This window comes from Micrococcus flavus (assembly GCF_014204815.1).
GTDB lineage: Bacteria > Actinomycetota > Actinomycetes > Actinomycetales > Micrococcaceae > Micrococcus > Micrococcus flavus.
The window spans coordinates 923,675-950,012 of record NZ_JACHMC010000001.1; the positions used below are offsets into that span (position 1 = coordinate 923,675).

Annotated in this window: 20 protein-coding genes; 12 read left to right on the forward strand and 8 right to left on the reverse strand. The window is 75.6% G+C overall.

The window, feature by feature from the left end; translation table 11 throughout:
* Positions 1 to 43 precede the first annotated feature (43 nt).
* Positions 44 to 544 carry a hypothetical protein gene (locus BJ976_RS04340; RefSeq protein WP_135030234.1) on the forward strand — a complete coding sequence of 167 codons (501 nt, stop codon included), beginning with the start codon at positions 44 to 46 and terminating at the stop codon, positions 542 to 544.
* 35 nt (positions 545 to 579) lie between these two features.
* Here the strand turns inward: BJ976_RS04340 and BJ976_RS04345 are convergent, their stop codons facing one another.
* The 4 genes from BJ976_RS04345 to BJ976_RS04360 all read right to left on the reverse strand — a co-directional run bounded on the left by BJ976_RS04345 (position 580) and on the right by BJ976_RS04360 (position 8,453).
* Positions 580 to 1,644: an NAD-dependent epimerase/dehydratase family protein gene (locus tag BJ976_RS04345; protein WP_221419400.1), complete on the reverse strand. Its 1,065-nt coding sequence runs from the start codon at positions 1,642 to 1,644 to the stop codon at positions 580 to 582.
* Between the two features lie 5 nt (positions 1,645 to 1,649).
* A complete protein-coding gene (locus tag BJ976_RS04350) occupies positions 1,650 to 4,646 on the reverse strand; it encodes an alpha/beta fold hydrolase (RefSeq protein WP_135030236.1) in 2,997 nt (998 codons plus the stop codon).
* A 27-nt stretch (positions 4,647 to 4,673) separates the two neighbouring features.
* Entirely contained in the window at positions 4,674 to 5,714 is a 1,041-nt protein-coding gene (locus BJ976_RS04355) for a 3-oxoacyl-ACP synthase III (RefSeq protein ID WP_135030237.1), read from the reverse strand.
* Between the two features lie 138 nt (positions 5,715 to 5,852).
* A complete protein-coding gene (locus BJ976_RS04360) occupies positions 5,853 to 8,453 on the reverse strand; it encodes a DNA gyrase/topoisomerase IV subunit A (RefSeq protein ID WP_135030238.1) in 2,601 nt (866 codons plus the stop codon).
* A gap of 48 nt (positions 8,454 to 8,501) precedes the next feature.
* On the opposite strand from BJ976_RS04360, the gene BJ976_RS04365 reads away from it, so the two are divergent.
* The 3 genes from BJ976_RS04365 to BJ976_RS04375 are packed head-to-tail and all read left to right on the forward strand — an operon-like array spanning position 8,502 to position 13,106.
* Positions 8,502 to 11,231 (forward strand): bifunctional acetate--CoA ligase family protein/GNAT family N-acetyltransferase, encoded by a 2,730-nt coding sequence (locus BJ976_RS04365; RefSeq protein WP_135030239.1) that lies wholly within the window; start codon positions 8,502 to 8,504, stop codon positions 11,229 to 11,231.
* 52 nt (positions 11,232 to 11,283) lie between these two features.
* Positions 11,284 to 11,877 carry a DUF5998 family protein gene (locus tag BJ976_RS04370; protein WP_221419401.1) on the forward strand — a complete coding sequence of 198 codons (594 nt, stop codon included), beginning with the start codon at positions 11,284 to 11,286 and terminating at the stop codon, positions 11,875 to 11,877.
* Entirely contained in the window at positions 11,874 to 13,106 is a 1,233-nt protein-coding gene (locus BJ976_RS04375; RefSeq protein WP_135030240.1) for an alkaline phosphatase family protein, read from the forward strand. Before BJ976_RS04370 ends, BJ976_RS04375 begins: the two co-directional genes overlap by 4 nt.
* 7 nt (positions 13,107 to 13,113) lie before the next feature.
* Here BJ976_RS04375 and sepH read toward each other — a convergent pair whose 3' ends face one another.
* Entirely contained in the window at positions 13,114 to 14,640 is a 1,527-nt protein-coding gene (sepH, locus tag BJ976_RS04380; RefSeq protein ID WP_135030241.1) for a septation protein SepH, read from the reverse strand.
* 293 nt (positions 14,641 to 14,933) lie between these two features.
* On the opposite strand from sepH, the gene BJ976_RS04385 reads away from it, so the two are divergent.
* A complete protein-coding gene (locus BJ976_RS04385) occupies positions 14,934 to 15,233 on the forward strand; it encodes a DUF4193 domain-containing protein (protein WP_135030242.1) in 300 nt (99 codons plus the stop codon).
* A 7-nt stretch (positions 15,234 to 15,240) separates the two neighbouring features.
* Here BJ976_RS04385 and BJ976_RS04390 read toward each other — a convergent pair whose 3' ends face one another.
* Positions 15,241 to 15,771, reverse strand: a complete 531-nt coding sequence (locus BJ976_RS04390; protein WP_135030243.1) for a DUF3093 domain-containing protein — start codon at positions 15,769 to 15,771, stop codon at positions 15,241 to 15,243.
* 70 nt (positions 15,772 to 15,841) lie between these two features.
* Here BJ976_RS04390 and dut point away from each other — a divergent pair, with 70 nt between their 5' ends.
* Genes dut through BJ976_RS04410 form a run of 4 tightly spaced genes read left to right on the forward strand, consistent with a single transcriptional unit; the run spans position 15,842 to position 18,222 of the window.
* Complete coding sequence (gene dut, locus BJ976_RS04395) at positions 15,842 to 16,345, forward strand: dUTP diphosphatase (RefSeq protein WP_135030244.1); 504 nt, start codon at positions 15,842 to 15,844, stop codon at positions 16,343 to 16,345.
* Positions 16,342 to 17,136: a DUF3710 domain-containing protein gene (locus tag BJ976_RS04400; RefSeq protein ID WP_135030245.1), complete on the forward strand. Its 795-nt coding sequence runs from the start codon at positions 16,342 to 16,344 to the stop codon at positions 17,134 to 17,136. The genes dut and BJ976_RS04400 overlap by 4 nt, the downstream gene beginning before the upstream one ends.
* Positions 17,133 to 17,435 carry a hypothetical protein gene (locus BJ976_RS04405; RefSeq protein WP_135030246.1) on the forward strand — a complete coding sequence of 101 codons (303 nt, stop codon included), beginning with the start codon at positions 17,133 to 17,135 and terminating at the stop codon, positions 17,433 to 17,435. Before BJ976_RS04400 ends, BJ976_RS04405 begins: the two co-directional genes overlap by 4 nt.
* A 31-nt stretch (positions 17,436 to 17,466) precedes the next feature.
* Positions 17,467 to 18,222 carry a DUF3159 domain-containing protein gene (locus BJ976_RS04410; protein WP_135030247.1) on the forward strand — a complete coding sequence of 252 codons (756 nt, stop codon included), beginning with the start codon at positions 17,467 to 17,469 and terminating at the stop codon, positions 18,220 to 18,222.
* On the opposite strand, the gene BJ976_RS04415 is transcribed toward BJ976_RS04410, so the two are convergent.
* Positions 18,120 to 18,887, reverse strand: coding sequence for a potassium channel family protein (locus BJ976_RS04415; protein ID WP_135030248.1), 768 nt, complete (start codon positions 18,885 to 18,887; stop codon positions 18,120 to 18,122). The genes BJ976_RS04410 and BJ976_RS04415 overlap by 103 nt on opposite strands.
* The gene (locus BJ976_RS04420; protein ID WP_135030249.1) at positions 18,884 to 19,588 is read right to left on the reverse strand and encodes a potassium channel family protein; all 705 of its coding nucleotides are present in this window, start codon (positions 19,586 to 19,588) and stop codon (positions 18,884 to 18,886) included. Before BJ976_RS04420 ends, BJ976_RS04415 begins: the two co-directional genes overlap by 4 nt.
* An 80-nt stretch (positions 19,589 to 19,668) precedes the next feature.
* Here BJ976_RS04420 and BJ976_RS04425 point away from each other — a divergent pair, with 80 nt between their 5' ends.
* The 3 genes from BJ976_RS04425 to BJ976_RS04435 all read left to right on the forward strand — a co-directional run bounded on the left by BJ976_RS04425 (position 19,669) and on the right by BJ976_RS04435 (position 26,254).
* Positions 19,669 to 21,681 carry an APC family permease gene (locus tag BJ976_RS04425; RefSeq protein WP_135030250.1) on the forward strand — a complete coding sequence of 671 codons (2,013 nt, stop codon included), beginning with the start codon at positions 19,669 to 19,671 and terminating at the stop codon, positions 21,679 to 21,681.
* Between the two features lie 104 nt (positions 21,682 to 21,785).
* The gene (locus BJ976_RS04430; protein ID WP_135030251.1) at positions 21,786 to 23,246 is read left to right on the forward strand and encodes a class I SAM-dependent RNA methyltransferase; all 1,461 of its coding nucleotides are present in this window, start codon (positions 21,786 to 21,788) and stop codon (positions 23,244 to 23,246) included.
* 188 nt (positions 23,247 to 23,434) lie between these two features.
* The gene (locus BJ976_RS04435; RefSeq protein ID WP_135030252.1) at positions 23,435 to 26,254 is read left to right on the forward strand and encodes an aconitate hydratase; all 2,820 of its coding nucleotides are present in this window, start codon (positions 23,435 to 23,437) and stop codon (positions 26,252 to 26,254) included.
* Positions 26,255 to 26,338: the final 84 nt, after the last annotated feature.

Genomic DNA, 26,338 nt, shown 5'->3' on the forward strand with positions numbered 1-26,338 from the left:
GGCGTCCCCGGGGACGCCCGGCGGGGCTTGCTAGGGTCGGGCCATGGACACCGGCAGCCAGGACACCGCACATGCCGCCGTGGTCGACGCCGGCTCGGCAGCCTCGGCCCGGCCCGCGGACACCCCGCCCCGGGTGGACGCGCCCGCCTGGCGTGCGGCCGGCGTCGGGATGGCCTTCGGGATGGCCGCGGTCGTCTGGAGCCTGCACGCGCGGCTCCCCGACTGGGTGGCGGTCGGCGCCGTCGCCGGTCTCCTGGCCCTCGGCCTCCTCTGCATGGCAGGGCTGCGGTTCGTCGTGGACCAGGACAAGGCCCGCCGGACCGTGTTCTACACCGGCGAGGGGCAGGGCTCCTGGTTCGCCGTGAACGTCTTCGGGATGTTCCAGATCCCCTGGGTCTTCATCACCGGCATCACGGAGACCGTCCCGCTCGTCCTCAGCGCCTCCGGGCTCGGCATCGTGGTCGCCGTCGCGAACCAGACGATCGTCTCCCGGTGCATGACGCGCCGGCCCCAGCCCGCACCGGAGATCGTCCCCCTCGGCTGACGGGGGACGGGGCGGGACGGGCCCGGCGGTCCGGCTCACCGGTCGCGGTAGTACGCCGCCAGGCGGTGCAGACCCTCGTCGATCGACACGGTGGGGGTCCACTCGAGCACCTCGCGGGTGCGGCGCTGGTCGAACCAGTGCGCCGTGGAGAGCTGCTCGGCGAGGAACTCGGTGAGGGGCGGCTCGCCGTCGGCCGAGCCGATGCCCGCCGAGCGCACCCGGAACAGGTCCCGCTCCCACACCCTCTCGATCAGGGCGCCGGCGCGGCGGGCCAGGCCCGCGGGCACGGTGCGCTCGGGCTCGGGGGCCCCACCGGCCAGCGCGATGCCGCGCACGAGCTCGCCCACGGGGCGGGGCTCGCCGTTGGTCACCACGAGCGCCTCGCCGTGGGTGTGGTCCACGGCCGCGACGGCGGCCACCACGGCCTCCACCGCGTTGCCCGTGTAGAGCGTGTCGATCAGGGGCGCGCCCGTGCCCAGCACGGGCATGCGGCCCTCGCGGGAGCGCTGGACGATCCGGTCGGTGAGCTGCAGGTCTCCGGGTCCCCACATCAGATGGGGGCGCAGGACCAGCACCCGGAAGTCCTCGGTGTCCGCCTCCAGGGCGATCAGCTCCCCGGCGGCCTTGGTGCGCGCGTACGGGCCGCGGGCGCGCTCCGGGTCGGCCGGGCCCGCCCCCTCGCCGACGATGGAGGAGCCCGCGTGGGCGACGGAGGGGGAGGAGATGTGGACGAACCGGCGCACCCCCCGGCGGCGCGCGGCGTGCACGAGGATCCGCGTGCCCTCCACGTTGACCGCGCGGAACTCCTCCTCGGGTCCGGACATCGAGACCTTCGCGGCCACGTGCACCACGGTGTCCACGCTCTCGAGGGCGTCCTCCACGGCCGCGGGGTCCGTCACGGAGCCCAGGACGTCCCGCACGCCCGGCACGCCCGAGGGCCGGCGCTGGAGCGTCGTCACCTCCGTGCCGGACTCGGCCAGCACGCGGGCGGTGCCCGCGCCCAGCAGTCCGGAGGCCCCGGTCACGAGGGCGCGTCGGCTGACCACGCGCTCCACGAGCTGCGGCAGGCCGTCGTCGTCGACGTGGATCTCGATGCCCATGCCGCTCACAGCCCGCCCACCGATCCGCCGGCCAGCACGTCCGTGGCCCAGCGGGCCACGCGCGGACGGTCGATCTTCGAGTTGTGCCGGATGTCGGTGGGCACCTCGTCCGCCACGAGCACCGCCGCGACCGGCAGCGGGTCCAGGGCCGCGCGCACCGAGGCGGCCAGCGCGGTGGGGGCGAGCCCCTGCTTGGGCCGGCCGTCGCGATGGTGGCCGGCGCGGCGCGCGGGGCGGTTGGCCGGCACGGCGGCCTCCACCACGACGACGACCGCCTGGGTCCCGGCGGGGCCCGTGCCGACCACGGCGCTGCGGCGCACGGGGCCGAGAGCGTCCACGATCCGTTCGGGACCGCCCGGGGCCAGCGGGCCGTCCGGGGTGGTGAGCACGTGCTGGAGCCGCCCCTCGATCCACACGCGTCCCTCGGCGTCGAAGTGGCCGACGTCCGCGGTGCGGTGCCACACGCGTCCGTCGCGGCGGACGAGCCCGTCGCGCTTGGACTGCTGGTCCGTGGCCCACAGGGCGTCGTAGCGGTCCTTCAGGTGCGGCGCGGAGACCACGAACTCGCCGAGCACGCCGTGCCCGGTGGCGGCGTCGAGGGTGACCTCCTCGGCGGTGCCGTCCTCCAGCAGCGGGGCGATCCGGAACTCGACGCCGGGCAGCGGCCGGCCCACGCACACCCCGGCGTCCGGGGCGCGGCGCAGCCGCTGGATCTCCTCCCCGTCGATGTCGGAGAGCAGCAGGCCCTCGGTCATGCCGTAGGGGGTGTGGACCTCCGCGTGCGGCAGGACAGCCGAGAGCTGCCGCAGCAGGGCAGGGTGCACCGGGGCGCCCGCGGAGAGCAGCTGGCGCACCCCGGCCAGGGCGGCGCGCTGCTCACGGGTCAGGTCCCCGGCGGTCTGGACCACGTTGGCCAGGGCCGCGGGAGAGGCGAACATCACGGAGGACTGCCCGGCGATCGCGGCGTCCGCCAGCGCGGAGGCGGTGAGCGTGGCCGGCTTGGTGACGTCCATGACGGGGGTGACCGAGACCGCCCCCAGGGCCGGGCCCAGCAGGGCGAACGGTGCGAAGCCGGCCAGCAGCGACGCGCCGGGGCGGATGTCGAGGGTCCGGCCGATCATCTGGACGAGCCGGCCGAGGCGCTCATGGGTGTAGACCACGCCCTTGGCCGGGCCGGTGGAGCCGGAGGTGAACAGGACGGCAGCGTCCGCGGCGAGGGCCGGCTCGGCCAGGGGTGCGCCGGCGGCGTCGCGCGGCCCCGACGCGGCGGGGTCCCGGTGGCGCTCGACCATGGCGTACAGCGAGTCGGAGACGTCCAGCAGCGTCCGCTGGGGCGCGGCCAGGGTGGCCACGGAGATGCGGGTGCCCGGCCAGGACTGCGCACGGGCCAGGGTCAGGCCCGGGGTCTGCCCGATGATCCAGCGGGGCCGGGCCGACTTCATGGCGCGGGTCATCCCGGTGATGCCCAGGCCCTGGTCCGCGACGACGGCGACGCCGCCCACACGCAGGACCGCGTACAGCGCCGCGGAGAGGTCACGGCCCGGCGGCACGAGCATGGAGACACGGTCGCCGGGGCGCATGCCCGCCTCCCACAGGCCCGTGGCCATCGCCGAGACGGTCTCCTGGAACTCGCCCCAGCCGACGGCGACGGGACGCCGTCGGGCGCCCACGAGGGCGCGCGAGGACGCGGCGCCGGCCATGTCCACGAGCGCGGTGTACTCGCGCATCGCGGACCCGGGGGCGCCCCAGTCCTCGAGCCGGTCCCACAGCCGCGGCACGCCGCCGGCGGCCGGGGCCGTCGCCCCGTCGCCGCGGTCCGCGTCCGAGTCCGCGTCGGCGAGCTCGAGCTCCACCGCGCGTCCCGTGACGCCGAGCACCGGGTGGGAGGAGGTGGTGGGGGCGTCGTCGTCGGCGTGGGGCCGGGGTCCGGGCAGGCCCGAGGCCGGATCGTCCAGCTGGCCGGCGATGAGCAGCTGCGCCCAGGTCAGCAGGGGGGTGACGACGTCGCGGTCGTCGATCAGCAGGTGCCCGGCCTCCTCGTAGCGGTGGACGCGGGCGGCCGGGAGGCGGTCGCGGAGGTCGTCCAGGTAGCGGTCCAGGAAGACGGGGTCGTCGGCGCCCCACTGGATCAGCGCCGGCACGCCGGCCGCGCCGAGCGCACTGACGCCGTCGGACACGCGCGTGAGCTCGGCGTGGCTGCCGTGGGCGGGGTCGGCCGGGATGTCGGCCACGAACCCGCCGACGCCGCCGCGGCGGGCCGCGTCCGGGTAGGGAAGATGGTAGGCGGCGCGCACCTCGGGTGCCAGGGACGGCTTCGCCAGCGAGGTGGTGACGGCGATGAACGCATCGGTGGCCACCGTGGAGGCCGGCAGGACCGGACCGGCCAGCGCCGCCTGCAGGGGCGCGGGCAGGGAGGCCTGCGGGGGCTGGTGCACCGCGGTGTTGAGGGTGCTCACCCCCGCCACGACGTCGCGGTGACGGCCGGCCCAGCCGAGGGAGACCACGCCGCCCCAGTCGTGGCCGAGGGTGATGACCGGGTGCCCGGCCTCCGCCTGGGCGGTGATCCCGAGCTCGGCCAGCAGGGCCTCGAGGTCGTCCACGCGGTCCCGGAGCGCGCGGTATGTGCTGCGCGCCCGGCCCATCTCCGACGGCGTCGGGTTCGCCGGGTGCTCGAGGCGTTCGGAGAAGCCCATGTCCAGCTGGTCGGGGGCCACCACGCGCCAGGCCTGCTGCCCGCGGCGGGCGCGGCGGACCGTCTCGGTCAGCAGCGAGCGCCACAGGTAGGACCACGTCGGGTTGCCGTGGACGGCCACGATGGTGCCCACCACGTCCGCGCCGAGCGCGTCCAGGAGGGGCCCGGTGTCGGCCACGTGCAGGGTGCGGGAGACGCCGTCCGGGTCCGCGGCGGAGCGGACGGTGACGAGACGGGACCAGGCGGCGTCCCAGCCGGGCAGCTGCTCGTGCGGGGGGAGGGCGGCGGGGGCGGCGGGGATGTGCGGCATGGCGGTCTCTCGTCCTCCTACGTCAGTTCACCACTGGATCTCGAGCATGGCGGTGTTCAGGCCCGAGCCCACCCCCAGGCACACCACCCGGTCCCCCTCGGACAGGGATTCCTGCTCCCGGACCAGGGTGATGGGCAGGGAGGCCGGGCCCACGTTGCCCAGGACCGGGAACGTGGTGGGCAGCTTCTCCTTCGGCAGGCCCGCGGCCTCGGAGACCGCGTCCGTGTGCAGCTGGGAGACCTGGTGGGTGATGTAGCAGTCCGCGGAGTCCCACGCCCACGCGGCGGGGACGTCCCGCCACGCGTCCATGACCAGCTCGAGGCCGTCCTCGAGCAGGGCGGTGGAGTCGGTGAACATGCCGTTGTGGTCGCCCACGCACAGCTGGTGGTGGTCGGTGCCCGCGCGGGTGACCCCGCGCAGGATGCGGTGGCCCTCCGGGTGGTCCTCGATGCGGCCCACCACGGCCGCCGCGGCGCCGCAGCCCAGGGTCAGGGATGCGAACTGCTCCATGAAGTTGCCGCGCACGGTGGTCTCGGCGTGCAGGTTCTCCACGGTGGCCGCCTGGACCCTGGAGGCGTCCTCCGCGGCGACGACGACGGCGTAGTCGATCTGGCCGGCGTCGACCAGGGTGGAGGCCAGCATGAGCCCGTTGACGAACCCGAGGCACGCGTTGGTGATGTCGAAGTTCGTGGCGGAGGTCGGCAGGCCCATGAGGTCGTGGATGCGCACGGCCACGGACGGCTCGAGGGTGGCGCGGGTGACCGAGGTGTTCAGCAGCAGGCCGACCCGCTCCGGGGCCACGCCGGCCTGGGCGAGGGCGGCGGTCCCGGCCTCGGCCGCGGCCTGCTGGAAGTCCTTGGACTCGTCCCAGTTGCGGCGCACCTTGACCCCGGCCACGCGCTCGAGCAGGTGGTTCGGCAGGCGCAGGCGCGTGAGCACGTCCTCGAGCTGGGCGTCCAGGTCGTCGGAGGTGACCTCCAGCGGGGCCTCCACCTCGGTGACGGCGAGGAGGGCGGCGCGGGAGTACTCGAAGCTGGCGTTACCGGACACGTTCGGGACCTGGACCATTCTGCTGGGTGACGTGGGAGCCGTCTGCGGACGGACGGGTCCTCACTCTATCGGAGCGCCCTCCGTGGCCCCGGAGACGGGTGCCGCGTTCGCCCCGGGCGTGGCCCCCGGTCCCCCCGCGGGCGCACGGGGTGGGCGTCAGTCCGCGGAGACCTCCACGCCGGTGTCCTCGGCCGGGGCGGCCGCGACGAGCTCCGGGGACGCCCCCGCGCCGAGGGCCTCGACGTGCTGGTCCACCGGCACCCCCGAGCCGTCCCGGCGGCCGTACTCGACGGGCAGCGACCGGGCCACGCCGGCGCGGGAGGCGCCCAGCACGGGGGAGGCTCCCGCCCAGGCCCGGACGAGGTGCGTCTCGCCCTTGAGCAGCCGGTGCGCGCGGACACCGCCGGTGCCACGGCCCTTGGCGGGGTACTCCCCGAGCGGGGTGACCTTCACCGAGCCCCCGGGCGCGCCGAGCAGGTCGGCGTCCCCGTCCGTGACCGTCACCACCACCGCGGGGCGGGGGTGTGCGGCGGGGTCCTCGCCCTCGTCCGTGAGGGACGCCGCCGGGGCGACGCCGAAGGCCAGGACGACGTCGTCCTCCGCCACGCGCATGCCCGCCACGCCGCCGCCCGCCGGGCCCTGGGGGCGGACCGCCCCGGCCGGGTAGTGCAGCAGCTGTCCCGCCCGCGTGACGAACACCAGGTGGTCCTCGTCCGCCGGGGCCGGCGCCGCCCCGACGACGGCGTCCCCGTCCTTGAGGGCGATCGCCGACAGCTCGTCCCGGTTCAGCGGCCAGTCGGGACGGACGCGCTTGACCACGCCGCGGGCGGTGCCGACGGCGAGCACGGCGTCGAGCGGCACGAGCGCGACGAGCGTCTCGCCCTTCTCGAGGGCGACGAGGTCCTTGGCCGGGCGGGCCTCGGTGAGGGACGGCGCCGGCGAGGGCTCGGCCGCCCCCGGCAGCTCCACGGCGGGCAGCCGCAGCACGCGCCCGGCGCTCGTCAGGGCGCCGACCTCGCCGCGGGCGGTGGTGGCGACCACGGAGGTGAAGGCGTCGTGCTTGCGCCGGCGCCCCTGCGGGGCCAGCGGCGTGCGGTCCGCCGTGCGCAGCAGGCGGCCGCTCGTGGTCAGGACGGCCCAGCAGGCGGTGTCGGGGATCATCAGCTCGCCGCCGGCGGCGGCCGTGCCGGCCGCGGCGGAGGCGGGGGCGCCCGGCGCCACGGCCGGGGCCGCCTCGGCGTCCACCAGCCGGGTGCGGCGGTCGTCGCCGAACTCGTCCGCCACCGCCTGCAGCTCCGCCGAGACGACCTCGCGCAGGCGCGCCTCGGACGCCAGGATCGCCTCGAGCTCGGCGATGGCCCGGGCGAGCTCGTCCCGCTCCGCCTCCAGCTCGATCCGGGAGAACCGGGTGAGCTGGCGCAGGCGCAGCTCGAGGATGTGCTCGGCCTGCCGCTCCGAGAGGTCGAAGACCTGCATGAGCCGGGTGCGGGCCGCGGCCGTGTCGTCCGAGGTGCGGATGATCTCGATGACCTCGTCGATGTCCACCAGGGCCAGCAGCAGCCCCTCCACGAGGTGCAGACGGTCCCGCCGGCGGCCCAGCCGGTGCGCGGTGCGCCGGCGCACCACGGCCAGGCGGTGGTCCACGTACACCTGCAGCAGCGCGCGCAGGCCCAGGGTCTGCGGCTGGCCGTCCACGAGGGCCACGTTGTTGATGCCGAAGGTCTCCTCCATCGGCGTGTGCCGGTACAGCGCGGCCAGCACCGCCGGGGCGTTGAACCCGGACTTCAGCTCCACCACGAGGCGCAGGCCGTGCTTGCGGTCGGTCAGGTCCACCACGTCCGCGATGCCCTGCAGGCGGCCGGCGCGCACCCCGTCCTTGATCCGCTCGATGACCTTCTCCGGCCCCACCGCGTACGGCAGCTCCGTGATCACGATCCCCGTGCGCCGGGCGGAGACCTGCTCGATCGCGGCGGTCGCGCGCATGCGGAACGTGCCGCGTCCGCTCGTGTAGGCGTCCCGGATGCCGTCGAGCCCGACGATGCTGCCGCCGGAAGGCAGGTCCGGGCCGGGCACGTGCGCCATGAGCGCCTCCAGGTCCGCGTCCGGCTCGGCGAGCAGGTGCCGGGCCGCGGCCACGACCTCGCGCAGGTTGTGCGGGGCCATGTTCGTCGCCATGCCGACGGCGATCCCCGCCGCGCCGTTCACCAGCAGGTTCGGGTACGCCGCCGGCAGCACCGCGGGCTGCTGGAACTGGTTGTCGTAGTTCGGGACGAAGTCGACCGTGTCCTCGTCCAGGTCGGCGGTCAGCGCGAGGGCCGCCGGCGCCATCCGGGCCTCGGTGTACCGGGGCGCGGCCGGGCCGTCGTCGAGCGAGCCGAAGTTGCCGTGCCCGTCCACCATGGGCAGGCGCAGGGAGAACGGCTGGGCCAGGCGGACCATGGCGTCGTAGATCGCGGCGTCCCCGTGCGGGTGCAGCTTGCCCATCACCTCTCCCACCACGCGGGCGGACTTCACGTGGCCGCGGTCCGGGCGCAGGCCCATCTGGGACATCATGTAGAGGATGCGGCGCTGCACCGGCTTGAGCCCGTCCCGCGCGTCCGGCAGCGCCCGCGAGTAGATCACCGAGTACGCGTACTCGAGGAAGGACGTCTCCATCTCCAGCGAGACGTCGACGTCGACGATGTTCTCCTGCTCCGGCGGCAGGGGGCGGGCCCCCTCGGCACGAGCGGTGCGGGAGCGGGACGACTTGGCCATCATGGTGCTGGGGGGATCCTCACGGCTCGGTTCTTGTCTACGCTGAATCCTATGGCTGAGACCGACACGGCAAGCGCGTACCCGAGCCGCTGGGAGGCCGACGTGGTGCTCCGCGACGGCGCCACCGCCCGGCTGCGCCCCATCACCCCCGAGGACGCGGCCGGCCTGCAGGACATGCACTCCCGCCAGTCCGAGTCCTCCATCTACCTGCGCTACTTCACCTACAAGTCCGAGCTGTCCCAGAAGGACCTGGACCGGTTCACCCACGTGGACCACCGGGACCGCGTGGCCCTCGTGATCGTGCGCGGGGACCGGCTGCTCGGCGTGGGGCGCTACGACCGCTACGGGGACTCCGACGCCGCCGAGGTCGCCTTCAACATCTCGGACGCCTCCCAGGGCCAGGGCCTGGGCTCCATCCTCATGGAGCACCTCGCCGTGGCGGCCCGCGAGAACGGCATCCGGCGCTTCACCGCCGAGGTCCTCCCGGAGAACCGCAAGATGCTCTCCGTCTTCCAGGACTCCGGCTTCGAGGTGGCCCGTCACTTCGAGGACGGCGTGGTGGCCGTGGAGTTCCCCATCGACCCCACCGCCCGCTGGCGGGCCGTCGTGGAGTCGCGCGAGCACCGCGCCGAGGCCCGCTCCGTGGCCGAGCTCGTCGAGCCCGAGTCGGTCGCCGTCGTCGGCGCCTCCCGGGACCCCGGAGCCGTCGGCTCGATCGTCCTGCGCCACATCCTCGAGGGCGGCTTCACCGGCCGCGTGCACGCCGTCAACCGCGCCGCCGAGGACGTCCAGGGCCTCACGGCGCACGCCTCCCTCGCGGACATCGCGGAGCCCGTCGACCTCGTCGTCGTCGCCGTCCCCGTGGCGGAGGTGGACGAGGTCGTCGAGCAGGCCGGTGCCCTCGGGGCCCACGGCCTGCTCGTGCTCACCTCGGGCTACGCCGATGCGGGCGAGGAGGGCCTGCGCGCGCAGCGCCGCCTCGTGGCGCGCTCCCGGGCCCACGGCATGCGCGTGATCGGCCCCGCCTCCTCGGGGCTCGTGCGCACGGATCCCGCCGTGCGCCTCAACGCCTCCCCGTCCCCGGGCCTGGCCCACCGCGGGCCCATCGGCGTGTTCAGCCAGTCCGGCGCCGTGGGCGCCATGATCACGGCCGCCATGAAGCGCCGCGGGCTCGGGCTGTCCACCTCCCTCAGCGCGGGCAACCGGGCGGACGTCTCCGGCAACGACGCCATGCAGTTCTTCGAGGACGACCCCCAGACCGCCGCCGTGGGCGTGTACCTGGAGTCCTTCGGCAACCCCCGCAAGTTCACCCGCATCGCCCGGCGGCTCTCCCGCACCAAGCCCGTGGTGGTGGTCCGCTCCGACGTCACCGGGCGCGCCCTGCCGCCCGGCCACGAGGTCCGCACCACGCAGGCCCCGGCCGGTGCCGTGGACTCGATGCTGGACCAGACCGGCGTGCTCGAGGTCGCCACCCACGAGGACATGCTCGACCTGCTGATGGCCGTGGCCACCCAGCCGCTGCCCGCCGGACGCCGCGTCAGCCTGGTGGTGGACTCCCTGGCGCTCGACCGGATCGCCCGCGACGCCGCCGCCCAGGCCGGCCTCGAGGTCGTCGCCACCCTCGGCCTCGGCGACCGGGAGCAGGGCATCGCCCCGCCGGCCCGCGACCTCGTGGGCCACGTGGCCGCGGCGCTCGCGGCCGGGGACTCGGACGCCGTCGTGGTGGTGGGGCGCCTCGGCCTGCACCAGGACGAGGAGATCGCGGACCAGGTGGCCGCCGCCCTCGCCGAGGTGGCCCGGGACGCCCCGGTGCCGGTGCTCGCGAGCCTGCCCGACGCCGTGACCCCCCGGTACGCCGGCGCGCGCCTCGGCGGGGCGGGGGCGCCGGCCGACGACGCCGAGCCCGGCGCGCGCCAGCCCGGAGTGCCCCTCTACCCGTCGCCGCGGTCGGCGCTGTCCGTGCTCGGCCGGCTCGCCGAGTACGGCGCGTGGCGCCGACAGGACGCGGGCGAGCCGATCGAGCTGTCCGACGTGGACGTCCGCGCCGCGGAGGCCCTCGTGGAGTCCGCGTGCGGACGAGCCCGGGGGACCGAGCTCGTCCGGCTGACCGGGAAGGAGACCGAGCGGCTGCTGGGCCTCTACGGCATCTCCGTGCTGCCCTCGCGTCGGTTCACCACGGCGGACGAGGCCGTGGCCGCGGCCGAGGAGCTCGGCTTCCCGGTGGCCGTGAAGGCCGTGGACCCCTACCTGCGGCACCGGATCGACCTGGGCGGGGTGCGCCTGAACGTGGTGGACGCCGACTCGCTGCGGCGCAACGTGGAGCACATGCGCCAGGTGCTCGCCCCGTTCGGCGTGACGGAGCTCGAGGTGCAGTCCATGGCGCCCACCGGCCAGTCCTGCATGGTGACGGCCCTGGAGGACCCCCTGCTGGGCCCGGTGGTGTCCTTCGGCATGGCCGGCGACGCCACGGACCTGCTGGGGGACTGGGTGCACCGGGTGCCCCCGCTCACCGACCAGGACGTGGCGCGCATGGTGCGGGCGCCGCGGGCGGCGGTGAAGCTCGCGGGCGCCGGCGGCGTGCCCGCGGTGGACCTGCCGGCCCTGGAGGACCTGGTGGCCCGCGTCAGCTGCCTGAAGGACGACCTCGCCGCCGTGGCCCGGCTGCGCTTCGCGCCCGTGCTCGCCTCGGCGAGCGGGGTCACCGTGCTGGCCGCCGAGGTGGACGTGGCCAACGCCGCCGGCCGCACCGACTCGGCCCGTCGCGCCCTGCGCGCCAGCTGACCGGCGCCCTGCGCGTCAGCCGACGGTCCCCTGCGTGCCTAGCATGGTGGGCATGACCGCGCTGCGCTGGAACCACGACCACGGCTCCCTCGACGAGGCCCTGCGACGGGCCGGGTACTACCCGGAGCTCGTGGCGCACGCGATCGCCGTGGAGCTGGAGGGGCGCACCGCCCTGGCCCACCTCGTGCACGTGGACACCCACTTCGACTACGAGGAGATCCACCGGCACATCACGGTCCTGGTGGTGGCCGGGGACGTCCTGCTGGCCGTGCACCTGGACGACCACGCCGCCGACCCCGCGGGCCAGGCGGTGCTGGCGCAGGTGTCCACGGAGATGGTGCCCCTGCGGTCCATCGAGTCGGTGCTGCTGACCACGGGCCACGCCCACCCGGAGCGGTTCCGGCCGCAGGACCCGGTGGCGGAGATGACCCTGGGCGTGCAGTGGGCCGGCGGCCAGCGCGTGGACCTGCAGCCGGCCGGCTGCGCGGACCCCCGGTGCGACGCCGACCACGGCTACACGGGCACCACCGCCCGGGAGGACCTGGTGATCCGCGTGGCGGCCGACGCCGAGGGCCAGGGGGCCGTGGACGCGGCCCTGCACTTCGCCCGGGTGCTGCGCCGTGCCCACCTGGCGGTCGCGGCGTGAGCCCGGCCACGGATGCCACGGGCGGGGCGGTCGGGGCCCTCACCCCGGCCGGCGGGCCGGCCGCGCCGACGTCGTCCACGCCCCCCGAGCGGGCGCTGCGCTCCGTCCTGACCTCGGCCGCCGCGGCCCTGGGCGTGCCGGGTGTCGAGGACGTGCTGGGCCTGGGGTCCACCCGCAGCGTGCTCGTGGTCCTCGTGGACGGGCTGGGCCGGTCGGTCCTGAAGCGCCACGGCGGCCACGCGCCCACGCTGCGGGCGGCGATGGCCGACGGCGGCCGCGTCCTCGTCGCGGCCACGCCCACCACGACGGCGGCCTCCCTCACGAGCCTCGGCACGGGCCTGGACGTGGGGGAGCACGGCGTGGCCGGCTACGACGTCCTGGACCCCGAGCGCCGCGTCGTCGTGAACATGCTGGGCGGCTGGGACGAGGCCACCGACCCGGTGGCCTGGCAGCCGCACGCCACGGTGTTCGAGCGCGCCGAGGCGGCGGGCGTGGACGCGGTGACGGTGTCCCTGCCGGAGTTCGAGCACTCCGCGCTCACGCGGGCCGGCCTGCGCGGGGGGCGGTTCCTGTCCGGCCGGGGGCTGATCGCCCGCACCCAGCACGTGGCGCGGGTCCTGACCGAGGCCCGCGAGCCCACCCTGGTGTACTTCTACGCCAACGAGCTGGACAAGGCCGGGCATCGCCACGGCGTGGGCTCCGATGCGTGGCTGCACGCCCTCGAGGAGGTCGACGCCGCCGTGCGCCGCCTCGTGGCTCGGGTGCCGCAGGGGACCCTCGTGCTGGTCACGGGCGACCACGGCATGGTGGACGTCCCGGTCGCCCGGCGCGTGGACTACGCCGCTGTCGATGAGACCGGACGACTCGTGGACCCGGCGCTGCTCGAGGGGGTGGCGCACACCGCGGGGGAGCCGCGGATGGTGCAGCTGCACTTCACCGCCGACGCCGGCGACGCCGTGCGGGCCCGCACCCGCGCGGCGTGGCAGGAGCGGTTCGGCGCCCAGGCCTGGGTGGTCACCCGGGAGGAGGCCGTGGCCGCCGGATGGTTCGGGGACCGCGTGACGGAGCGCGTCCTGCCGCGCATCGGCGAGCTGCTCGTCGCGTGCCACGGGGACCTCGCGCTCTACGACGGCCGCCGGGTGTCCCCGCGGGCGTTCGCGATGGTGGGCCAGCACGGCTCGCCGACGCGCGCCGAGCGCGAGGTGCCGCTGCTGCTCTGGCGGCGCTGAGCCGGCCTCAGTCGCCCTTGCGGCCGAAGACGATGTCGTCCCAGCTGGGCACCGACGCGCGGCGCGCCGCCGAGCGGGCCCGGGGACGCGGCGTGGGCATCGCGGGGCGTTCGCGGCCGGGGCGCGGCGTCGGCTCGGCGGCGGGGTCCTCGTCCGTCCGCTCGACCGGGGTCGCCGGGGGTGCCGTCTCCGGCCCGTCGTCCGCGCGATCCTCCTGGGCGTCCGCCTCGGCGTCGTCCTCGGGGAGGGCGGGCAGACCGCGCAGCAGTCGCGCGGCGCGGCTGGGGGCCGGGGTGTCGGCGGCCTCCTCGGCGGGCGCGTCGCCCGGGGCCGCCGGGGACGGGCCCGCGGTCTCCTCCTCGGAGCGCTCGGCCGCCTCCCGGGCCTGGGCTCCACGGGCGATAAGGTGGGCGAGCGCGTCGTCGGACTCCTCGTCCTGGCCCACGCGGCGACCGCGACGGCTGCGCAGGATCTCCAGCAGGTCCGCGTCCCGGTCGGCGCTCGCGGACACCGCGCCCCGCGGGGTCACGGCGTCCTGCCCGGCGTCGACGGCCGCGGCGGACGCGCCGTCCTCCTCCGCGGGCTCCCCGTCCGCGGCGGGATGCCGCACGTCCCAGGCCTGGGCGTCCGAGAGGATGCGGGCCCACGCGTTCTGCGGGTCCAGGTGGCGGCCGGAGGGGCGGAAGGACCACCGCGCGGGCGGCTCCTCCCGGGTGGGCAGCGCCGTCCCCTCGGGCGCGGGGAAGGCGGCCACCACCGTCCAGTCGCCGGCGCCCGCACGCCATGCGTCCCACTCGAGGGCGCCGACGTCGACGCCCAGCTCCGCGAGCCGGTGGGCGGCCAGCTCGGCCAGCGTGGTGGGCCCTCCGTCGGTGACGGTGGAGGAGTACAGGTCGGGGCCGCCGACCCAGACCTCCACCCCCTGCGCCTGCTGGGCGATGTAGCCGCGCTCGGCGAGCACGGGGAAGCCGTACGTGCGGATGCGGGAGTAGGCGTTGCCGGACTCCCGCGCCACCTGCTCCACGGTGGCGCCGGCCCGGATGCGCGCCTGGATCTCGCGCGGGCTCAGCGGCACGGCGTCCGCCGTGGCGGCCGCGCGGACGTCCGCCTGGTCCGCCACGGGGGTGACGGGGGCGGTGGGCCCGGCGGATCCGGGCCGCTCCACGGTCGACACGGGCTCGGGACGCTCCGCGTCCGGCGAGCGGACGACGTCGAGGGCCAGCTCCTCGCCCGCCTCCCCGTCCGGCGCCGGCACCAGGCTGATGCGGGGCGTGAGGTCCACGTCGGCCGTGGCGACCGGGGCGGGGTCGCCCTCGGGCGCCGCCGTGGGCTCGTCGACCGCGGCGCCCTGCGGTGCGGCGGCCGGGGCCGGGTGCTCCGGCTGCGGACGGGCCTCGTCCTGCTCCTCACCCTGCTCCACCACGAGCCGCCGGAGGTACGGGGTCACCGGGAGCGTGTGCGCGGACCCGTCCGGGGTGGTCAGGCGCAGCGCGTCGCCGTCCTCGGTCGGACCGGTGAGTCGGAGCTCCGCCATGGGGACATCCCTTTCCATCGTGGTCTCGGCCCGGTGCGGCACGGGCGTCGCCGGTGCCCGGGCTGGTCCGATCCTAACGGGAGCCCCGCCCCGCCCCCGGTCGGGCGCGCAGCCCGGGACGGAGGGCGGGTGCGTCCCCCGTGGGGAGCATTTGGCGCCCCGGAGACCATGGTGCACAATCTACGCGCAACGGCGCTGGCCGGGGACGCCCCACGGGCGGATCCCGCATCCGGTGCCGCCCCAGGCACCGGCCCCGGTGCCGACCCCCACCAGCGGAGCGTGAGATCCCCACCATGGCCACCGACTACGACGCACCTCGCAAGAACGAGGAAGAGCTGAGCCAGAACTCGATCGAGGAGCTAAAGGCGCGGCGCACGGACACGCAGTCGGCCGTCGTGGACGAGGACGAGACGGAGGCCGCGGAGGGCTTCGAGCTGCCCGGTGCCGACCTCTCCGGCGAGGAGCTGATGGTGCGGGTGCTCCCCGCCCAGTCGGACGAGTTCACGTGCGCCTCGTGCTTCCTCGTGCGCCATCGCTCCCAGGCCGCCCGCGAGGAGGGCGAGCTGGTCTACTGCACCGACTGCGAGGGCTGAGCCCCGCTCAGGCGGCCTCGTCGGCCATGCGGCCGCCGAGGGCGGCCACGAGCTCCTCGGGACGGCGGGTGCTGGTCAGCCAGTAGGGCGTGCGGTCCCGCGCATCCGTGATCTGCACACGCACCACCGGGGCGATCCAGCCGCGCACCGTGACGTAGGCCCACCCGTGCAGCAGCGGGCCCTGCTGCGCTCGGGCCGACTCTCCGCGGTGTCCGGTCACCTCGCCCACGTGGCGGCGCTCGATCTGCGCCCGCCCCACCTGGAGCGAGGAGTCGGTGACCACGATGCGCGGCGTCGAGGTGATCAGCACGATCGCCTCGACCACGAAGAACCCGATGGCCGCCGCCACACCCAGCCACACGTCGATGGGGGCGAACACCAGGATGGTGAGCCCCGCGAGCATCGCGGCCACCACCCAGACGCCGGGCGAGGGGCTCAGCCGCTCCGCGAACAGCACCGCCCCCGCACCGGCCGGGGAGTGTGGGCCGTCGGCGGGGCGGTCGGGTCGGATCTCGGCCGTGCGGGTCTCCTCGTGCATGTCCTCCAGCTTCCCACATCGGCGCCGGTCGCCGCCCCGGCCGCGTGGCGGAGAGGTAGAGTCGGGGCCCGTGACCGACTCCGCCACGACCGACGTGCCCCTGCAGGCCCTCGACCCGGACCTGCCGCCGCCCTCGTACGCCCGCCCGGGGGACGCGGGCGCCGACCTGCGGACCACCGTGGACGTGAGCCTCGCTCCGGGGGAGCGCGCCCTGGTCCCCACGGGGGTCGCCCTGGCCCTGCCCGACGGCCACGCCGGCTTCATCCACCCCCGCTCCGGCCTGGCGGTCCGCCACGGCCTGAGCGTGGTCAACGCCCCGGGGACCGTCGACGCCGGCTACCGCGGCGAGATCATGGTGCCCCTGATCAATCTGGACCCGCGCACGCCCGTCACCCTGCGGCGGGGCGACCGGATCGCCCAGCTCGTGATCCAGCCCGTGGTGCGGGCGCGCTTCGTCCCCGTGGACGCGCTCCCCGACTCCGACCGCGGCACGGGCGGCTTCGGCTCCAGCGGCGGCTTCGGCGCCGCCGTCGACCCCCAGACCCCCACGTCGACCTCCGGGAGGACCGCATGATCTTCGGACGCAACCGCACCGTGCGCCACGAGCAGGTGGTGCTCCCCGACCAGCTCAAGGACGAGCGGGACCGCCAGGTCGAGGCCGAGGCGGGGGCCGCGGCGGTCTCCGGCGAGGGCGCCCGCGGGCCCCACGACGTCGCCGCCCGTCCCGGCACCTCCGGCTACGTGGACCTCGGCGGCCTGCGGGTGCCCGCGGTGCGCGGCATGAAGCTGCGCCTGGACCTCGAGGACGCCACCCAGCGGATCGTGGCCGTCACCGTGACCATGGGCCGCTCGGCGCTGCAGATCCAGGCGTTCTCCGCCCCCCGGGCCGCGGGGCTGTGGGACGAGCTGCGCGCCGAGCTGCTCGAGACCCTCTCGGCCACCCCCGGTGCCCAGGTGCAGGAGCAGCGCGGCGCGTTCGGCGCCGAGCTGCTCACGCGCGTGCCGGCATCCCTGCCGGACGGCTCGCCCGGGTGGAACGTGGCCCGGTTCGTCGGTGTGGACGGGCCGCGCTGGTTCGTGCGCGGCGTCTTCCACGGCGAGGCCGCCTACCAGCCGGACGCCGCCGCCGACCTCGAGCGGGTCCTCTCCGGCGTCGTGGTGGTGCGCGGCGACGGACCCCTGCCCCCGCGCGACCTGCTGCCCCTGCACCCGCCGGCGGACGCCCAGCCGGTGCGCCGGCGTCGTCCGACCGAGCCCGGGCGCGACGTGCTCGGCGCCGGGCGCGGGGACGCCCCCGCCGCCGAGGGCGGCGCCGCGGACCCGACCCTGCCCGGGCGGGGGCCGGAGATGACGGAGACCCGGTGAGCGTGCGGCGCGCGCCGGACGCGGGGGAGTGGCGCACCGGCGTCGTCATGGCCGTGACCTTCCACGGCGCGGACGACGCCACGGTGTTCCGGGCGCAGCTGGCGCCGGACCTGCCCCGTCCTGGCCGCGTGGAGCCGCAGGAGACCCTGAGCCTGGTGTGGCACGGCCGCGACCGGGTGACCGGTGTCATGCCGGGCGCGTGGCTGCGCCTGCGCGGCCGGGTGCACCACCTGGACGGGGACCCCACCGTCCACAACCCGGAGTTCCACCTCCTCGACGAGGCCCCGAGCCCGACCTGACCGCCCCGCCGGTCCCATCCCAGGAGAGCCCATGACCGCGCCCACGCCCACGCCGGACCCGACCGGTCCCGCGGACCCGTCCGACCCCGCCGTCGCGCCCGGCCCCGACGCCGTGCGCGGACCCCTGCCGTCCGGGCCCGCCCTCGACGGACGCGGCCGCCTGGATCCGCTCGCGAGCGTCGGCGGCGTGCGGGGCATCGTGGAGGCGTCCCTGCCGACCTTCGTGTTCCTCGTGGCGTCGCTGATCACGGGGCAGGTGTGGCCCGCGGGCGCGGCGGCACTCGTGGTGGCCGTGGTCCTGGGCGCCGTCCGGCTGGTGCAGCGCCAGTCGCCCATCCAGGTGGTGGCGGGCGTGGTCGTGGTGGGCCTGTCGGTCGCCCTCGCGCTCACCACGGGCCGCGCCGCGGACTTCTACGTGTGGGGCCTGCTGACCAACGCGCTCTATCTCGTGGCCATGGTCCTCTCCATCGTGCTGCGCTGGCCCCTGGCCGGCGTGCTGTTCGGCCTCATCCGCGGGGAGGGGACCGAGTGGCGCGCCGAGCCGGGCCGGCGCCGGCAGTATGCGGCGGCCACGTGGATCCTGGCCGGCGTGTTCGCGGCGCGCCTCGCCGTGCAGCTGCCCCTCTACCTCGCGGACGCGACCACGGGGCTGGGGATCGCCCGCGTGGTCATGGGCCTGCCGCTCTACGCGCTGGGGCTGTGGCTGGCCTGGTCCGTGTCCTCGCCGCGCGGCTCCGCCCCCGGGGCGCCGGCCTCCGCGCCGTCCACGGCGGCCCGGCGCGGCTGATCCGCCTCGGGGCCCACGAGCAGCCGGCGCAGGGCCGCCTCCGCCTCGGCGGCGGCCAGGAAGAACAGCTCGTCGGCCTCCTCGAGGACCTCGTCCGGGGCGGACGGGCGCGGTGCGCCGTCGCGCACCAGGGCCAGCAGCGGGGCCTCGAGCGGCCAGGAGACCGTGCCCACGCGTCGACCGCGCAGCCAGTGCCCGGCCGGGACGCGGAACTCGGTGAGCGCGGCGCCCCCGGCCTCGAGGCGGAGCAGCCGCACGAGGTCGCCGGACTCGACGGCCTCCTCCACGAGGGCGGTCATGATGGACGGCGTGGACACGGCCACGTCCACGCCCCACGACTCGTCGAAGAGCCAGTCGTTGCGCGGGTTGTTCACGCGCGCCACCGTGCGCCGCACGCCGAACTCGCTGCGGGCCAGCAGCGACGCCACGAGGTTCGCGCGGTCGTCGCCCGTGGCGGCCACCAGCACGTCCGCGCAGAGCGTCCCCGCCTCGCGGAGCACCCCCAGGTCGCAGGCGTCCCCCAGGACCATCGCGGCCCCGCCGACGTCCGTCTTCGCCGCCGCGTCGGGCCGGACCTCGACGACGGCCACCTCGTGGCCGTGCCGCTCCAGCTCCCGTGCGACCGAGGCGCCCACGGCGCCCGCCCCCGCGATCACGACCCTCATGCCCGGCCCTCCTCGTCGTCCTCGTCCTCGGCCCCGCGGGTGCGGGCCCGTGCGGCCTCGCCCTGGAGCAGCGTCTCCACGCGGTCCCGGTCCTCCACCGGGTACACGGCGTGCACCACGTCGCCCTCCTGCAGGACCCCGTCCGCGGGGGGCAGCACGCCCTCGCCGTAGCGGGTGAGGTAGGCGATCCGCAGGCCCGCCAGCTCCTCCACCCGGGTCAGCGGCAGTCCGCACCACGAGCGGTGCGGCATGGACTCGGTCATCAGCAGCCGCCCGGAGGGGTCCCGTCGCGTGGGGTCGGCCGTGCCCGCCGGCAGCAGCCGGTGCAGGACCTGGTCGGCCGTCCACTCCACGGAGGCCACCGTGGGGATGCCCAGGCGCTGGTAGACGCGGGCGCGCTCGGCGTCGTAGATGCGGGCCACCACGTGGAGCACGTGGAACGTCTCCCGGGCCACGCGCGCGGAGATGATGTTGGTGCTGTCGTCCGCGGTGACGGCGGCCAGGCCCTGGGCGTGCTCGATCCCGGCCCGGCGCAGCGCGTCCCGGTCGAAGCCGAGCCCCACGACGACCTCGGCCGGCGTCGTTGCCTCGACCGCATGGGCCGAGCGGTCCACGAGCGCCACGGAGTGCCCGGCGGCGTCCAGGTCGGACGCCAGGCGCCGGCCCACCCGGCCCGCGCCGACGATCACGTAGTGGGCCATGCCCGCTCCTTCCCGCTGCCGACGGCGCCCCGACGACGCCGGCCACCATCCTCCCACCCCGCCGGGGGTACCGTGGTCCGGTGAGCTCGCCGTCCTCGATCCTCCGCCGGGCGCTGCTGGGCCGGCCCGTGGCGTCCTCGGCGCACGACGCGCCCCGACTGGGCCGGTGGCGCGCGCTGCAGGCCACCTCCTCGAACGCCCTGTCCTCCCTCGCCTACGCCCCGGACGAGATCATCCTGACCCTCGTGGCCGCCGGGGGAGCCACCCTGTGGCTGGGCCCGTTCGTGGGCTGGGCCGTGGTGGCCGTGATGGTGCTCACGGTCCTGGCCTTCCGGGCGGCCGTGGTGGCCGTCCCGCAGGGTGGCATCCACCGCATGGCGCGCACCAAGCTCGGACCCCGCTCGGGCGTCCTCGCGGCCGCCGCGCTGCTGCTCGACTTCGTGTTCACCGCCGCCGTGTCCGTGGCGGCGTTCGCCCATCACCTCTCCGTGCTCGTGCCCGCGGTGGACGGGCTCACGTGGCTCGTGGCCGGGGCGGCGCTCGTCCTCGTCCTGCTGTCCGCGCTGCGCGGCGACGCCGGGCGCGGGCGGCTCATCCCCGTGGTGGTCACCGCCTTCGTCGTCCTGCTCGCCGCGCTCGTGGCCGTGGGCCTGTGGCAGGACGGCCAGGGACGGCTCGCGGCGGCGTCGACGGCCGGCCTCACGGTCGCGGACGCAGGCCTCGGCTCGGCCGGCGGACTCGCCACGGCCCTCCTCGCGCTGCGCGCCTTCAGCGCCGGCTCGGTCCTGCTCACCGGCGTGGAGGTGCCCCTGTCCGCCACGCACCGCATGGCCCGGCCCGCCGTGCGCACCGTGCGCTGGGTTCTGGCCGTCCTGGCGCTGGTGGTGGGCGCCCTCACCGTCGGCGTCATGCACCTGGCCCAGCGCACCGGCGCGGTCGTGGCCCTGGACCCGGCGGCGCTGCGCCACCCCGACGGCACGCCGCTCGCCCCGGGCGAGGAGCCCGGACCGGTCCTCGGGCAGCTCGCCGACGCGGTCTTCGGCGCCGGCTCCCCGGGAGCCACCGCCGTCATCGCCGTGACCTGCCTGCTGCTGCTCGTCGCGGCGCGGGGCTCCTTCCACTCCTTCCCCGCCCTGGCCTCCCGCCTCGCCGCCGAGGGGTACCTGCCGCGCCAGCTGCGGGTGCGCGGCGACCGCCTGGTGCACACGTGGGGCGTCCTCGCCCTGGGCGCCGGCACCCTCCTGCTCCTGGCGGTCTTCCGCGCCCGCACCGCTCTGCTCGTGCAGCTGTACGTGATCGGCGTGCTGCTCGCCTTCACCCTGGCGCTCATCGGCATGGTGCGCCTGTGGCGGGGCAAGCTCGCCCACACCCCGGGCGTGCGCGCCCGAGCCTCGGTGCGGCTGCGCTACCTCGTGACCGCCCTCGGCCTGGCCGTGACGGGCCTGGCCGCCGTCGTCGTCCTCGTGACCCGCTTCCGGCAGGGCGCGTGGGTCGCGCTACTGGCCATCCTCTTCGGCGCCCTGGTGATGGGCCGGATCCGCCGCCACTACCGGGCGGTCGAGGCCGAGCTCGCGCCGGACCCCCAGGACGACGCGCGGGCCCTGCCCTCCCGCGTGCACGTGGTCGTGGTGGTCTCCACCCTCAACCGACCCGCCCTGCGCGCCCTCGCCTACGCGCGCGCCACCCGGCCCTCCTCCCTGGAGGCCGTGGTGGTGGACACGGACCGGCAGGCCACCGAGCGGGTGGTCGAGGACTTCGCCCGGGCGGGCCTGCCCGTCCCGCTGACCGTGGTGGCCGCCCCCTACCGGGACACCGTCGTGCCCCTCGTGCGGCACGTGCGCTCGCGGCGCAGCCGCTCGCCGCGGGACCTGGTCATGGTCTTCCTGCCCGAGTACGTGGTCCGGCCCGGCTGGCGGACGCTCCTGCACAACCGCACCGCCACCCGGCAGACGCGCCGTCTGCAGAGGGAGGCCGGCGTGATGGTCGGGTCCGTGCCGTGGCAGATCCATGAGGGGGACCCCCGCACCGGGGACCGGACCCCGCCGGATGCGGTGGGTCACACCCGCCGTGGACCGCGGGATTCCGCGCCCTGAGGGCGTCCCTCGGGCACGGTTCGACGGCGTGCGGACGCTGCAGTGGACCGCGACGCCGTCTTCCACAAGGGTCGAGGCGCGCCCGTGCGGAGAGGAGCACAGCCATGACGGTCACGCAGACCACACCGGAGGCCACCGGCATCGGAGCGATCATCGAGGTGGAGACGGGGGCCATGGCCCACGGAGGCCACTGCGTCGCCCGCCACGAGGGGCGCGTCGTGTTCGTGCGCCACGCGATCCCCCGCGAGCAGGTGCGGGTCGTCCTCACCGAGGCCGAGCCGGGCGCGCGCTTCTGGCGCGGGGACGTCGTCGAGGTGCTGCGCGGATCCGAGTTCCGCCGCATCCACCAGTGGAAGCTGGCGGACTCGCTGCGGGCGCACGCCTCCGGACGCCTGCCCGTGGGCGGCGCCGAGTTCGGGCACATCGTCGTGCACCACCAGCGTCGCCTCAAGGCCCAGGTGTTCCGGGACACCGTGGCCCGGATCGCCGGGGCCGCCCTGGAGCCCGAGGTGCTGCGCGCCGGCCCGGAGGACGAGCCCACCGGTCAGCACTGGCGCACCCGCAACGCGTTCGCCGTGAACCCGCACGGGCACATCGCGATGCACGCCCACCGCTCGGCCGTGCTGCTGCCCGTGCGCAACATGCCGCTGGGCGTGCCTGCGCTGGACGCCCTCGCCCTGTGGGACTGGGACCTCACCGGCGCCGCCCGCGTGGACGTCGCCACCCCGGCCGACGGGTCCCGGCCGCTCGTGCTCGTCACGCCCACCCCGCAGACGCTCGCGGACGAGGCGCGCCTGGGCAGGCTGCGGTCGCGCGTGCGCCAGGCGGCCAACGCCACGGAGACGGAGATCTCGTCCGGCTTCGCCGTGCCGGGGCCCAAGCGGCACTCGCCCGCGCGCATCGAGCGCATCACCGGACGCACGTGGGTCCAGGAGTCGGTCGACCCGGAGCGGGGCGCCGCCCGCACCTTCCGTGTGACGGGGGACGGCTTCTGGCAGGTCCATCGCCACGCGCCGGCCACGCTCGTGGACGCGGTCCTCGAGGACGCCGACGCGCGGCCCGGCCAGATCGTGGCCGACCTCTACGCCGGAGCCGGCCTGTTCAGCGCGTTCCTCGCCGACGCCGTGGGGGAGCAGGGACGGGTCTACTCGGTCGAGGCCGCCCGTCAGGCCTCCAAGGACGCCCGCCGCAACCTCCTGTCCCTCCCGCAGGCCGGGGTCCTCAACGGCCCCACGGACAAGGTGCTCGGCAGCTGGCTGAAGGAGCCGGACCGGCCCGCCTCGGGCGGCGGCCTGGAGGGCCGCGCCCTCGACACGGTGGTCCTGGACCCGCCGCGGGCGGGCGCCGGCCGCCGCGTGGTGGAGCGCATCCTCGCGCTGGCCCCCGGACGCGTCGTGTACGTCTCGTGCGACCCCGCCTCCTTCGCCCGTGACCTCGCCTGGCTGCGCGAGGGCGGGTACGAGGTCGAGCGCAGCCGCGTGATCGACCTGTACCCGGACACCCACCACCTCGAGTCGGTCACGCTGCTGCGGCCGGCGGCCGAGGTCGCGACCGCCACCCGTTGAGCGTCACGAGGGGCCCCACAGGGCGACATGCGGCGTGATCCGGGGCCCCGCGCGGTAGGGTGGGGCGCAGCGCGGCCCCTGTGACCCCGCTGACATCCGGCCCCGGCCGGATGCGGACGGGACGCGGAGGCCGACCCCCGTCGGACCATGCGCCCGGGTGCCACCGGGCGGGAATGAGGAGTCCTCACATGACCACTGTCGACAGCTTCGGCTCCAAGGGCGTCCTGGACGTCCAGGGGACCGAGTACGAGATCTTCCGCCTCTCCGCGGTGGAGGGCGCCGAGAAGCTGCCCTACTCGCTCAAGGTGCTCCTGGAGAACCTGCTCCGCACCGAGGACGGCGCGAACGTCACCGCCGAGCAGATCCGGGCCCTGGCCTCGTGGGATCCCACGGCCGAGCCGGACACCGAGATCCAGTTCACGCCAGCGCGCGTGATCATGCAGGACTTCACCGGCGTGCCCTGCATCGTGGACCTCGCCACCATGCGCGAGGCCATCGCCGACCTCGGCGGCGACCCCGAGCGCGTCAACCCGCTCTCCCCGGCGGAGCTCGTCATCGACCACTCCGTGCAGATCGACCACTTCGGCAACGAGCAGGCGATCGAGCGCAACATGGAGATCGAGTACGAGCGCAACGGGGAGCGCTACAAGTTCCTCCGCTGGGGCCAGACCGCGTTCGACGACTTCAAGGTCGTCCCCCCGGGCATGGGCATCGTGCACCAGGTCAACATCGAGCACCTGGCCCGCACCGTCATGACCCGCGACGTCGACGGCGTCACCCGCGCCTACCCCGACTCCTGCGTCGGCACCGACTCGCACACCACCATGGTCAACGGCCTGGGCGTGCTGGGCTGGGGCGTCGGCGGCATCGAGGCCGAGGCCGCGATGCTCGGCCAGCCCGTGTCCATGCTGATCCCGCGCGTCGTGGGCTTCAAGCTGACCGGCTCCATCCCAGCCGGCGCCACCGCCACCGACGTCGTGCTGACCATCACCGAGATGCTCCGCCAGCACGGCGTGGTGGGCAAGTTCGTGGAGTTCTACGGCGAGGGCGTCGGCTCCGTGCCGCTGGCCAACCGCGCCACCATCGGCAACATGTCCCCGGAGTTCGGCTCCACCGCCGCCATGTTCCCGATCGACGACATCACCCTCGACTACCTGCGCCTGACGGGCCGCTCTGAGGAGCAGGTCGCCCTCGTGGAGGCCTACACCAAGGAGCAGGGCCTGTGGCACGATCCGTCGGCCGAGGTGGAGTACTCCGAGTACCTCGAGCTCGACCTGTCCACCGTGGTGCCCTCCATCTCCGGCCCGAAGCGGCCGCAGGACCGCATCGACCTGACCGACTCCAAGGCGCAGTTCCGCAAGGACCTGCACGACTACGCCGGTCAGGACGACCAGCTGGGCGACGTGGACGAGGCCTCCGCCGAGTCCTTCCCGGCCTCCGACGCCCCGAGCGCCACCCCCGGCGACACCTCCGACGCCGCCGACGCGCCGCGTCAGACCGACGCCACGACCGTGCAGGGTCGCCCGTCGAAGCGCGTGGACGTCCGGATGCCCGACGGCCGCGAGTTCCAGCTGGAACACGGTGCCGTGTCGATCGCCTCGATCACCTCCTGCACGAACACCTCGAACCCCTCCGTGATGATGGCCGCCGGCGTGCTCGCGCGCAACGCCCTGGCCAAGGGCCTGACGTCCAAGCCGTGGGTGAAGACCTCCGTGGCCCCGGGCTCCAAGGTGGTGACCGACTACTACGAGAAGTCCGGCCTGCGCGATTCGCTCAACCAGCTGGGCTTCAACGTGGTGGGCTACGGCTGCACCACCTGCATCGGCAACTCCGGCCCGCTGGAGTCCGAGATCTCCGAGGCGATCCAGGAGAACGACCTCTCCGTGACCGCGGTGCTCTCCGGCAACCGCAACTTCGAGGGCCGCATCAACCCGGACGTCAAGATGAACTACCTGGCCTCCCCGCCGCTCGTGGTGGCCTACGCCCTGGCCGGCACGATGGACTTCGACTTCGAGAACGAGCCGCTCGGCCAGGACTCGGACGGCCAGGACGTGTTCCTCAGGGACATCTGGCCGGACCCGGCTGAGGTGCAGGAGATCATCGACGCGTCGATCGACACGGAGATGTTCACCAAGGAGTACGGCGCCATCTTCGACGGCGACGAGCGCTGGCGGGCGCTCGACACCCCCACCGGCAAGACGTTCGAGTGGGACGAGGACTCCACCTATGTGCGCAAGCCCCCGTACTTCGAGGGCATGGGCGCCGAGCCGGAGCCGGTCCAGGACATCGAGGGCGCCCGCGTGCTGCTCAAGCTGGGCGACTCCGTGACCACGGACCACATCTCCCCGGCCGGCTCCTTCAAGTCGGACACCCCGGCGGGCCGCTACCTGCTGGAGAACGGCGTCGAGCGCAAGGACTTCAACTCCTACGGCTCGCGCCGCGGCAACCACGAGGTGATGATCCGCGGCACGTTCGCGAACATCCGCATCAAGAACCAGCTGCTGGACGGCGTCGAGGGCGGCTTCACCCGCGACTTCACCCAGGACGGCGGCCCGCAGGCCTACGTGTACGACGCCGCACAGAACTACGCGGCCGCCGGCACCCCGCTGGTGGTGCTCGGCGGCAAGGAGTACGGCTCCGGCTCGTCCCGCGACTGGGCCGCCAAGGGCACCGCGCTCCTGGGCGTCAAGGCCGTCATCACCGAGTCCTTCGAGCGCATCCACCGCTCGAACCTCATCGGCATGGGCGTCCTGCCGCTGCAGTTCCCCGCCGGTGAGAACGCCGACTCGCTCGGCCTGACGGGCACGGAGACCTTCGCGATCTCGGGCATCACCGAGCTCAACGAGGGCCGCACCCCGAAGACCGTGAAGGTCGCCGCCACCGCCGAGGACGGCTCCACCACCGAGTTCGACGCGGTCGTGCGCATCGACACCCCCGGTGAGGCCGACTACTACCGCAACGGCGGCATCCTGCAGTACGTCCTGCGCCAGATCGCGGCCAAGGCCTGATCCCACCGGCCCGGCCCGCGCCGCGCGCGTGGGCCGACCCTCGACGGCGGCCCGTCGCCCCTCCCGCACGGAGGGGCGACGGGC